At 60.7% G+C, this 807-nt stretch carries 2 pseudogenes; one reads left to right on the forward strand and one right to left on the reverse strand.

From position 1 onward, the window contains the following. Positions 1–267 precede the first annotated feature (267 nt). A pseudogene (locus tag AWB68_RS52025) lies at positions 268–315 on the forward strand (hypothetical protein); the annotation flags it as partial. Between the two features lie 72 nt (positions 316–387). On the opposite strand, the pseudogene AWB68_RS45645 reads toward AWB68_RS52025, so the two are convergent. Further along, positions 388–807: pseudogene (locus tag AWB68_RS45645) on the reverse strand (IS91 family transposase); the annotation flags it as partial.

Here is an 807-nt window from a genome sequence, read left to right on the forward strand (position 1 = left end):
ACAGACTTCCAAACCCCCGTAAAACCGGACATTTCAACTTGGCCGGAAAGCGGACATCTGTATCTGGCTTTGACATGACTGTAAGAGCTTTTTAGTAATGTCGGGTTTTAGCTCATTAGAAATGTCGGGTTTTGTCCCTTGAAGCGCACGCTGACAGCACGCGTTTTCGAGGGGCTCACCATGAACGAGCGTGGCTTCATCACGGCGACTATGCAGGAACTCGAACGCATCAAGGTGATCGAGGCGGTGTGCGAACATCGGCTGACGATGGTGGGCGCCGCAGCGCGTCTCGGACTGTGCGAACGCCAGATCAGCCGCCTGGCGCAGCGCTATGCATCGAGCGGTCCGGCCGGGCTCGTCTCTGGCAAGCGCGGGCAGCCGAGCAACCGCGAGTTGCCCGCCGACCTGCGCGCCCGCTCGATGGCGTTGGTGCGTGAGTGCGGAGCCCCACGTGCGCAATACCAGGGTTGCGCCGATCTGTGCGCCGAGATGTCGGGGATCGGCGGCAATGGTGCGCAGGGTTTCGGCGGCTACATCAAACAGCAGGCCGTAGATCACCGCCTTGTTGTACCAGGCGATCGCACTGATCGCGGCGGGCAGCGTGAAGACCACGTGGTAATACTCCACGGGCAGCAGATCGGCCTGACGTGCTTCGAGCCACCGGTGTGCGGCGCTCGCCTGGCACTTTGGGCAATGGCGGTTCCGACACGTAACGGAGTGCACTCCGTTACGTGCCTTATGGGAAGTTCTGTCTAACGGGGAGTTGCAGATCAGATTCGACACGAATGCGACTGGCCGCGTCGGTTT

The organism is Caballeronia choica, assembly GCF_001544535.1.
GTDB classification, from domain to species: Bacteria; Pseudomonadota; Gammaproteobacteria; order Burkholderiales; family Burkholderiaceae; genus Caballeronia; species Caballeronia choica.